Annotated in this window: 9 protein-coding genes and 1 CRISPR repeat array (1 of these 10 only partly in view); all 9 genes read right to left on the minus strand. The window is 52.2% G+C overall.

Going from position 1 to position 9,712, the window contains the following annotated elements:
- Window positions 1-327: a CRISPR direct-repeat array (repeat unit 29 nt; unit sequence CGGTTCATCCCCGCGGGGGCGGGGAACAT); it begins 191 nt to the left of the window's first position.
- Between the two features lie 69 nt (window positions 328-396).
- Window positions 397-696 (minus strand): type I-E CRISPR-associated endoribonuclease Cas2e, encoded by a 300-nt coding sequence (gene cas2e / locus NQF64_RS08645; protein WP_155573906.1) that lies wholly within the window; start codon window positions 694-696, stop codon window positions 397-399.
- A complete protein-coding gene (gene cas1e / locus NQF64_RS08650; protein ID WP_099027480.1) occupies window positions 696-1,646 on the minus strand; it encodes a type I-E CRISPR-associated endonuclease Cas1e in 951 nt (316 codons plus the stop codon). The genes cas2e and cas1e overlap by 1 nt, the downstream gene beginning before the upstream one ends.
- Entirely contained in the window at window positions 1,643-2,323 is a 681-nt protein-coding gene (gene cas6e / locus NQF64_RS08655; protein ID WP_266107104.1) for a type I-E CRISPR-associated protein Cas6/Cse3/CasE, read from the minus strand. Before cas6e ends, cas1e begins: the two co-directional genes overlap by 4 nt.
- Window positions 2,323-3,063 (minus strand): type I-E CRISPR-associated protein Cas5/CasD, encoded by a 741-nt coding sequence (gene cas5e, locus NQF64_RS08660; RefSeq protein ID WP_266107105.1) that lies wholly within the window; start codon window positions 3,061-3,063, stop codon window positions 2,323-2,325. Before cas5e ends, cas6e begins: the two co-directional genes overlap by 1 nt.
- Window positions 3,063-4,133: a type I-E CRISPR-associated protein Cas7/Cse4/CasC gene (gene cas7e / locus NQF64_RS08665; RefSeq protein ID WP_266107107.1), complete on the minus strand. Its 1,071-nt coding sequence runs from the start codon at window positions 4,131-4,133 to the stop codon at window positions 3,063-3,065. Before cas7e ends, cas5e begins: the two co-directional genes overlap by 1 nt.
- Window positions 4,134-4,173: 40 nt before the next feature.
- Window positions 4,174-4,707, minus strand: coding sequence for a type I-E CRISPR-associated protein Cse2/CasB (gene casB / locus NQF64_RS08670; protein WP_266107108.1), 534 nt, complete (start codon window positions 4,705-4,707; stop codon window positions 4,174-4,176).
- Window positions 4,704-6,212: a type I-E CRISPR-associated protein Cse1/CasA gene (gene casA, locus NQF64_RS08675; protein ID WP_266107110.1), complete on the minus strand. Its 1,509-nt coding sequence runs from the start codon at window positions 6,210-6,212 to the stop codon at window positions 4,704-4,706. Before casA ends, casB begins: the two co-directional genes overlap by 4 nt.
- Window positions 6,213-6,317: 105 nt before the next feature.
- Window positions 6,318-8,834, minus strand: a complete 2,517-nt coding sequence (gene cas3 / locus NQF64_RS08680) for a CRISPR-associated helicase Cas3' (protein WP_266107111.1) — start codon at window positions 8,832-8,834, stop codon at window positions 6,318-6,320.
- A gap of 20 nt (window positions 8,835-8,854) precedes the next feature.
- A complete protein-coding gene (locus tag NQF64_RS08685) occupies window positions 8,855-9,574 on the minus strand; it encodes a hypothetical protein (protein ID WP_099027468.1) in 720 nt (239 codons plus the stop codon).
- Between the last annotated feature and the right edge of the window lie 138 nt (window positions 9,575-9,712).

A 9,712-nucleotide genomic window follows, 5' to 3' on the forward strand; every position in this document is an offset into this window, starting at 1 on the left:
TCCCCGCGGGGGCGGGGAACATAAACTTCGTTACCGAGGTGGTGGCCTTCGTCAAGGTTCATCCCCGCGGGGGCGGGGAACATCCGGGTTGGGGGTGTTTCTGGCAGGATTCGCCCGGTTCATCCCCGCGGGGGCGGGGAACATAAAGCCGCGAGCGATTATAGCGCACACAAGCGCGGTTCATCCCCGCGGGGGCGGGGAACATTGTGGTTCTGGCTGCAATAGGCGCGCATGGGCCGGTTCATCCCCGCGGGGGCGGGGAACATAATGAAATGAAAAACAATGATACTAATTTAGTCGGTTCATCCCCGCGGGGGCGGGGAACATACTTCTTAAAACCAACTGTATTATAAATCTTTTTCAATTGTCAAAGAGCGTACCAACATAAATTATATTTTAAGAATTATCACCTCCCTCCTGTTCCGGGCGAAACGAGACAAGCTCTAACCCATCAAAATCAACGGGCATGCGGCGGTTCCGCCCTGCGGTGCGAAAGGCATAGCCTTGGTCGTTAGGCACATGCCAGACCATGACAGCATCTCCCAACCCTAAGCCAGCAAGCACTTGCTCCCATATCATCTCCCGTGTGCGGGCAGAGTAATCACCCACATAAACACCAGCGCGTATCTCCACCAACCAAGCGGCGAGACGACCACGCAACCGCGGCGGGGCATTCGTAACCACGACAACAAGCATTAGCGGTGCCCGGGGTCGCCAAAGGGTTCATCCTCAAACGCGACGGGTACGGCCTCTGGCGGAGGGTCAGGCCGAGGCAAGCCACCAGCGGAGAGAACCTCCTCTATGGTAGGGATAATCTTCTGCAATAAACGCTCTTTGCGGAACTTATCCCGGCAGGCAAGCCTCACGGCACGATCTGGTGCCATATCTAACCGGCCCCGCTCTGCTTTACCCGCAATGCGAAAAGCCTCTGGTATGACTGTATCCATCTTAAAAATATCAGCCACATCATACACAAAGGAGAGCGGCTTCCCACTATGGAGAAACCCCACCGCTGGGGCATAACCAGCGGCCAATACAGCGGCCTCGGACAAACCATGCAAGCACGCTGTCGCGGCGGAAAGACATCGATTAGGAATATCGGAGCCATCCCAATCTTTCCGGTCATAAGAGCGGCGTTTCCAGCTCACGCCATATTGTGCTGCCAAAAGAGCGTACCCTTCCCGCACGCGCGCGCCCTCAATGCCGCGTAATTGCTCGACCGATCGCCGTGCTGGTGGGTCCTCCTTAAAGCGCAGCTTGTACATTTCCCGCACAACGCGCAAACGCGCTTCGTCATTCAACGCCAAACTTGCTTGCCAGAGCAGGCGATCAGACCGCGCTCCACCGGGTTGGCCAGCCGAATATAACCGTACCCCCGCCTCACCTACCCATGTGATGAGCGTCCCCACACGCGCGGCTAAACATACTGCTGCGTGAGAGATACGCGCCCCCGGCTCCAGCATAATGCCTGCTAATCCACCAACGGGGATTTGCGTCCGTGTGCCGTCTGCATTCACAGCAACGAAGGCACCATCCAGCACATCAAGTTGGGCACGCTCAACAAAGATGAGCGAAGCACGGTCTTTAAGCGGGATAGGCTTTGGCGGGGCAAGACCGGGTAACCCACCCTTCCCCGCCCCGCTCATATAGCCCGCCGAATGAGCATAAGCCCACACCCAAAGGCCTTTGCGCGGCCAAAGCCTTTACCCATCCTCTCCAAAAAGGCTTGAGGGTCCGTGACCTCTAACTGCCCTGTCAGGTCCAAGATACCAAATACTGGCTGCTCTTTGCCACGCCGTTTATCAAAACGTGGCAGCCGCTCTACACGGTAATCCTCAACCTGCATATCTTCCAACACAAAGCCAGCACTCTCACCTTGGCGGGCGAGCCATGCTTGGCCCTCTTGCTGTGCGAGGTCCATACGCTTTGCTGCTCGTTCCTCTTTCACCACGGGATAAAGCGCATCCAACACAACATCAACACGCTTGCCCGTATCACGCTTCATCCGTGTTGCGTTGACTTGTAGTTGAAAGCGCAACCGGTCCCCCGCCTGCAACTGAGGGGCAAAAGGCTTGACCACCGGTTTTTCAAAAAGCTCATTATCATCCCGTGGTGGGCGCGGCGATAAAGTGATAAAGCTCCCATCGCTCTCCGCCCGCCAGAGGAAATCCCGCTTTTGGTCGGGGTCTGTCGCAAAAGCAGACCATAACATATTATGCTGAGCAGACCGCCTGTGTCCCGCATCGGGCTGTTTTAACGTATCCTCCAAAACACGCACAACAGGACTACGCGAGAGGCGAATACGGCTTAAATACCACTCCATTAGCGCGCCTCCCCCTTTGTCTCTCTGGCTATTTGTGCCTTAATCGACACCGAGCGCAGAGCAACCTCGCGCGCAGCAAAATGCCAGCGTTGCCGGTCTAACGGCACATCGTGCACAATCTCACGCGGGGCGTGTTCATCACTATGCGCGCCATCCACCACGAGAGTGCGTGCCTCTAATTTGCCCTCCTCCCCAAAGGACGAAAACCAATGTGGCACCCTCGGCACTATTATATGCCCCAAAGCGTCCTCCACCGTATCCGCTTCTACGATTTGCGGGTGTGGTGGTGCAGCAAGCGGGCATGATTTCCGCCCTAAATAGAGCGTAAAACACGGCTTCTTTAAGGCAGCTTCTATAACCTTCAAGCCTTCACCCTGTACGGCGATGCCATAGAACACCCCCGCCCGGTAGTCACGCAGCGTAATGCTCGTCTCTACCTTGTCCCCCGCAGCTAACAAAGCCTCTGGGCGCGAATTGGGTTTCTTCACCGCAGCAGATGGCACAGCTTGGATTGTATGAAAATCCCGCACCCCCTCACCGCTTGCAAAAATCGCCACATCAATCTTCAACGCATCTAACAGTGAAAAATCACCATCACGCGGAATGCCTAAGGCTGCCCCCATCAAACCAATAAGGGCGGAGCGACCGGGCCAGAGCAGCGACCCGCGCCGCTCATGCCCGGCAAGTTCGCCCATCGCCCCAAGAGAGGCTGCGAGCGAAAACACCAGATAAGAAGACATCACGCACCCCGCGCGGCTTCGCCTGCAAATGCAGCAATCTCTTCCAATGTCGCACCACCTTCATGACCAACATGCAGCTTAGCTTCTGCCTCCCAACATGGACCATAGGCTTTATCAATCGCCTTACGGGTAGCTTCCAATTTCGTAACGGATTCACCCAGCAAGTCCTTGCCTTCCACAGCCTTAAAGAAGGCACCAGACAAATCACGCGGGGCTTGCTCGCCACGCTCTGCCAAAATGTAATGGGCGCGTGGATGATGAGCAAAGCTGTTCTGCTTACCGCTAGGCGTCGCTTGCGCTAGACCTTTTGCCAAGGCCTCCAACGCTTTAACAGCAAGCTCTTTATCACCCGCTAGATTTTCAATCAAAAGGTCCACATTCACGCAAACATAGTGATAGAATACGCCAGAGCCAAAACCGGTCTCGCCAATATGCGCGGCCCCTGTCTCATCTGCTTTATTGAGGTCATCCACCGCAGAGAACCAGTCTTCTTGCGCGACCGCCCGATGTGTGGTGAAAGCGTGAGCGACCTGCACAGCGGCATCCCGGTTGAAGTCCGCATCAGAGGCCAGCATACGCCCAAACATAGCCACATCCACCGCACCATCAGCATTCCGAAGAACCCGGTTTTTAAGGTCTTTATCCTTCAGTAATTTCTCACCTGCAGCCGCAGATTCAGCCAATTCATAGGCCAATTTCTGTTCTTCTGGAGAAATAAAAGCTAGTGTCGTAGCAAGCTTATCGCCGGACTCTTTCCCAGCCGATTCTAATTTACCAAAAACAGCCGCAACCTCTTCAGCAGTTTTATGAGCAACCGCCTCTTTGATGCCATTCTTCACTAAATGTTCGACCAACTTACCGTAAAGACGCTTCGTCCGCACCCCCATATGACCCGCAAGATTCTCCGCAAAGAAGGCACTCTCCCGCAACGCGCGCTTGATCGATTGTGAGGAGTGCCGCAAACGCGTCTCACCACCAATCACAGCCTGCTTCGGCCGCCCCATATCGTCACGATTAGGATTAGATGGGCCGTATGTCGTCAAAAGGTGGAATTGTACAAAAACAGTCATGATAAAACACTCACTCTATCCATCAGGTAAAAACAGAAACTCAAGCTTGGCTAGGCTCAACCTCTTCATAAGAACTAGGCGGAGCTCCAAAATAATCTAGGCACCAATGCGTATGAGTTTGATCCTTCCAAAACATCATATCCCCTGCAAGACGCGCTACATTACATTCATACCCCACTAACGTGACAGCACGCCGCAATAAGGACGCGACCTCATCCTCCCCTGCCGTCATTAATTGCTTAAAACGCATATGCGACATCACAGGGGTTTCATCTGCGCCCTTTAACCGCTTTGCTAAACTATCGGGCACATCACGACGCACAAAACTAATAACATGCAGCATGTAGGCAAAAGGTTTTAGCTGATCCTTGCTTAAGCTCAGCTCAACGACCAGCTCAGACACATCCGGCTCAAACAAAATATCGGGATATGTGCTGCGACGTAACCGCGCACTTAGGGCACGCGCTGCACTTTGCCGCGGGTCATAATCGCCAGAGTCGCCCTGCACGCGCGGGGCGATATAATCCTTCCACCATTGAAAGATGTCCTCCCCGATTGGTCGTTTCTCACTCATGCCGCTTGCCCCTTCTTCTGCATTTTTGGTGTAGGAACAGGAAGACCTAACTTCTGGAACAATAAAGCCCCGGTTTTTTTGCCATGGCCATATAATGCTATGCTCAAGAACTTCCGCGCCTCTGCGATCGCCTTCATCTCCTTCATGCCACGCTCAGAGAGTCCTGGTTTGGCTAAGACATCAAATTGAGACAAAGCTTGAGCCCGCATCTCACCCAACCACGCCTCGGCAGGATTACCACCTTCGGCTATGTCGCGAAAATGCTCATAAAAAGCCGGTTCCGTCTTGAGATAAAACTCCTCCCGCTGCGCGTCACGCGCTTCCCCTTTATCCAAAAGGGACGCTAAAGCCTGATGCAGCATAGAGGCCACCATCTCCGCGGCCTCGATGAAACGTTTCACACGCCTTACCGCTTCAGCCGAACAAATCTGCATTGGTTGACGTGAAAAAACAAAATCTAACGGGCTCATATTACTCATAGCCCAACCCGCGACAATAACAGACACTTGCTTCCCTGTTGGTCTGTCCATCCCGTCCCATTCTTGGAGAATTAAAGCCCGATGCTCTAAACCCTCTTCATCCTCACGAGAAGGTTTCCCTACAATAAGAACACCCAGCCAATTACGGTACCCAAACCGACCCGCACGCGGGTGCCGGGAAAGTGGCATTTCTCCGGACTTCATACGATAATAAGGACTAAGAGGATGCTGCCACCCTTCATAATTCGTCCCGTAAGGTTTTTGGATAACCCCCGTTATCCCCTGTTCATCCCCTACAAGACGTAGGCGGCGGGGCATGCCAAAAAAGGCTTCAACCGTAAAGGGAGGAGCCTTTTCATCCTTACCATCATTAGGCCGTACAGGCCCCTTCCCCTTCTCTGATGTTCGGGTCGGGCGCATCCATGGAAGGTCCTTCATCATAGAAGGCTGGCCGAATGGCACATTCAACCACACTAAATCCCACAATGTTTTGCCGGGGTCTAAAATCGTCACGAGCGGGCCACCACCACGCATAGAGGTCCGATTCCCCGCACCACCAGCAGGCGCAAAATCCTGCAAGGTGTAGAGAGCCATGGCCGCCTCTGGCAACGTCAAACACTTATACCGATGCCGGTGGACCATAAGGTCCAGATTTTTCCGCATCGTCTGGCCGCCAGCACTATCGATAAACAACATATCAACAGGATTAGGCGCACCATCAAGCTTGTCATAATCCTGCAAGAAACGCGGCCCATCCCCCATTAAAAAGAAAGCCGGAGCATAAGCCTCCAACGCGGTCTTTAATCCCTCCGGGTCGGGCTTTGTACGTGCCTTCCAATCCTTCTTATCAGAAGGCGGGGTTGCCATATAAACAAGCCCAATTAATAGCTCCAAGCACGCAACGTTAAAATCAGGCCTAGGCCAATCGGGGAATAGTACATCACTCTCCGCTATTTGCCACGGGGCAATCACCCGGCGGCCCTCTTTACATTTTACAGGAATCCACGGATCCGTGATGAGATTCAACAACGCTAAGCCCTCACAAACTATTCAAACTAACCGTAAAGAGAAATCTTACCCAGCAATAGCCACATATTCACAACTTTGGGTTGATAATAAATACTATCTCTTTTAATTCTCTTTATTGTAGAATACTAGCCCGTTATCTCTGTCATAATGCAGTCCCGCACAAATATCGCCTGCTGTCTCCTTCACAGGGCATAGCGTAACGCTGGCTTGCCTCCATTGAGGCCAGTCTTTCTTAATAGCCTGAATCGCTGGGGCAGCTTGGTCTGGCAATTCAAGGTGCGCTACTTTAGCAACCCGCACAGAAAGCTCCGATAAGTGCCATAAAGCCTTCTCATCACCATTGGTACTGCCATCAGCCTGCGCCCAAGGGCGTAAGCCTGCCTCTGTATAACGCGCTAACATTAATGTCCTCGTCTCATCACCCAGACGTGTCGGATAACGCGCATCATCCGCTCCATTGCCAGCCTTACGATAGCCATTCCCTAAAGCGACAATATTTTGATAAGCTAAGCCCTTAGCCGCTGAATCCTTACCCCATCTTTCATTTTCCGCATTCTCTAAAACGGACGGTACCGGCTCGACCTCATCCCCATGAACAGCCTCAATAAGGCTCCGCAAGCCTTCTGGAGCTTCAATTTGCCCCGTACGGAATAGAACAGAGGCTGTTCTCCACATATCAGGCAGGGGGTACACCCATTCCCCCTTACCCAAAGCCCCTTGTAGCCAACGCTCGCCCTCTATCACCGCAGGGTCAGGTGAAAGAACCTTCAAGACCGGTGCAGGTACGGGCCGAGTTGCGGCAGAACGACGGTCCATATGCCGCCATAACCGCCCGACACGCTGTATTAGAGAGCCCATAGGCGCAAGGTCCGAGACCATGACATCAAAATCTAGGTCTAACGATGCCTCAACAATTTGTGTCGAGACCAAAACAAACCCGTCACGCTCAGTGCCATCACGCCCCACGCGGGAGAGAACCTCATGCTCCAAACGCTTACGATCGCATAACGCAAAACGCGCATGCAAAAGCCGCGCCTCTATCCCTTGCTGGCGCAAAACCTCTACCGCGGCAATAGCATCATCAACCGCATTGCGCACCCATACACAAGCCGCTCCCTTTGCCGCACATTCGGCAAGATAATGCACGGCTTCATCCATAGTGCCGAGACGTTCTACCTTTACCGAGCCTTTTTGGGGACGTTCATCCGCTGCAAAAGCGGTCACGGCCTCACCACCGGCTACAGTTATCGCGGGGTAAGCGTAAGACTGCGCCTCACCACCATATGTGGCCAGTAATTTTTCCCGCCACGTTAAAGGCAATGTCGCCGTTAATAAAATGGCCGAGCCCCCCATCGCCCGATGCATTTTCAATAAAGCCACTAGCTCTTGCGCAATATAAGGCTCACCCATCTCGTGAACCTCATCCACCACTATAATTTTTGAGGATAAGCCATAATGCCGCAATGTTTGAAACCGCACGGGGAGAACCGACAACAACGCTTGGTCAATCGTCCCTACACCAACATCTGCTAACAAAGCGCGCCGGTTATCATGGGCCAACCATGCAGAACTCGTAGCCTCATCATGTGGTACATCCTCGCCCGTACGGCTTTGCCCCAACACTAAATCTTGAAAAGGGACCGAAAGACCCGCCCGCCCATGCGCAAGGGTAAGGGTTGGCTTGTCAAACATCTTGCCAATGCTTTGTTTAACACGCTCAAACATCGCATCGGCCGTTGCCATAGTGGGGAGGGCAAAAAACAACCCTCGCCCCTTCCCAGCCAAAGCCATACGTTGCGCCAAAAGCAATGCCGCTTCCGTCTTGCCTGCCCCAGTTTCTGCCTCCAAAATGACCAAACTAGGACCATCCGGCAAAGGCACATCAACACACGCGATTTGTAGCGGACGCAGCGCAAAGAAAAATAACGCCTCATCCCGCGCGCTTGTGCTGCCAAGCCCTACCTCCTGCACAGCTTTACGCGCTGTCTCACGGGCTTTCTCTAAATATGCCTGCGGCTCCAACCCCGGGGCTAGCGGAGGAAAATAAAATGTGTTCGACCCAACCCAATCCGCCGCTGTACAGAAACCGGGTAACCACCATGATAGGCGGATAGCATCCTCCTCATTCAGCTCCGCTAAAGAGGCTTCAGGCCAAAGCGTACGGAATAGTTCTAAAACCTCCGACGCACTCTCCGCTCCCTCACCAAATTGTTCTAAACATTCGTCATACTTATCCCCTTGCAGACTCACTTTCGGAGGACGACCATGATGTCCAGCTATAGACGCATATAAACAACGCCGGACATCTTCCTCACCACCGAGCCATTCCTCCAAATACTCATCTTTTTCATACAGGAAGATTTCTGTGAGTTCCCAATGCCGAAACAGCTGCGCTATCCCCTCCCGCAACATAGCGCGAAAGCTCTCGCTAAACTTACCGAGGTCATGCAACCCAACAAGAGCCACAAAAGCCTGTTTAAGAGGCGGTGAAAAGGGAAAAGGCTCAATAAGCACTTCCGCCACTGCTGCGACATCAAGTAGATGATAAAGCGCGGGATGCTCAACATCGCTACCAGGGAGAGGGCTTTTAGCAGGCCACTCCATAACAGACTGCATCATACCCTCTCCCCCTTATGTATTTATTTTTCCTGAACAGGGTACACAAAACTATCCATCAAAAATGGTGTAATTGAAAAGACAAAAATATTACGATCCCCAAGTTTGGATGATTCTTTTGGTTTATCAAACGCGTACCCGGTCTCTACATTCTTCAATTTAAACGTATATTGTTTACTGAAAAACTGGTCACTCTCGCTAAAGGGCTTCGCTGAGGCGTTAAATGTAAGCTTTACGCTTTTATCTTCTGCCTTAAATGCTTGTGCATTAAAATTGAACGCCATCTCTGAACTATCAATCTTACCTTTATTATTGTCAGACATCTGTACAGGCAAAGTGTTAAAGGGGGTCACATCCTCTGCCACTTTGTCTATGTCATACCCTTGATTACGAATCATATTGATAAAAACACGCTCACGCATGTTCCGGCCCTTCCAGAACTCCTCCTTAGTTGCCGCCGTAATGGAGGTCGTCCCAGCAGGCAGAGCCCTGAAGGTCTGCACTAAACCCAAGGCTTGCCGAATATCCTTCATACTCGCCCGTGCTTTCTCTGCTGGTACGGAGATGCGATACACCTCCACAACTACCAGAGCGCTAGCCTCTGTCCCAAAACCGGAGGGCTGATTATCCGCTGCCGCAATTTTAAACATACCATCCGCCTGCGCTGGCATGGCACTTAGTACGAGGATACAACTCAATAGGAACGCAATTTTTTTCACAGCAATCAATTCCTTACGACTCATAGAGCATCAATAAACTTATTCGTAAGTTATGGCTGTGTCTAGAAAAGGCTAAACTTATTACGCTGGTGTCCTATAATTTTAAAAGCCTTGATAGCTTATAAACATCCACTGCAACGAGGCGCGCTATATTAAAAGGGA

It is taken from the genome of Bombella saccharophila (genome assembly GCF_026385475.1).
GTDB lineage: Bacteria > Pseudomonadota > Alphaproteobacteria > Acetobacterales > Acetobacteraceae > Bombella > Bombella saccharophila.

Coding starts and splice junctions, on each gene's coding strand:
- cas1e (WP_099027480.1), bottom strand. CDS start 1,646: ATGAGCGGGGCGGGGAAGGGTGGGTTACCCGGTCTTGCCCCGCCAAAG.
- cas3 (WP_266107111.1), bottom strand. CDS start 8,834: ATGATGCAGTCTGTTATGGAGTGGCCTGCTAAAAGCCCTCTCCCTGGT.
- cas7e (WP_266107107.1), bottom strand. CDS start 4,133: ATGACTGTTTTTGTACAATTCCACCTTTTGACGACATACGGCCCATCT.
- casB (WP_266107108.1), bottom strand. CDS start 4,707: ATGAGTGAGAAACGACCAATCGGGGAGGACATCTTTCAATGGTGGAAG.
- NQF64_RS08685 (WP_099027468.1), bottom strand. CDS start 9,574: ATGAGTCGTAAGGAATTGATTGCTGTGAAAAAAATTGCGTTCCTATTG.
- cas5e (WP_266107105.1), bottom strand. CDS start 3,063: ATGTCTTCTTATCTGGTGTTTTCGCTCGCAGCCTCTCTTGGGGCGATG.
- cas6e (WP_266107104.1), bottom strand. CDS start 2,323: ATGGAGTGGTATTTAAGCCGTATTCGCCTCTCGCGTAGTCCTGTTGTG.
- cas2e (WP_155573906.1), bottom strand. CDS start 696: ATGCTTGTTGTCGTGGTTACGAATGCCCCGCCGCGGTTGCGTGGTCGT.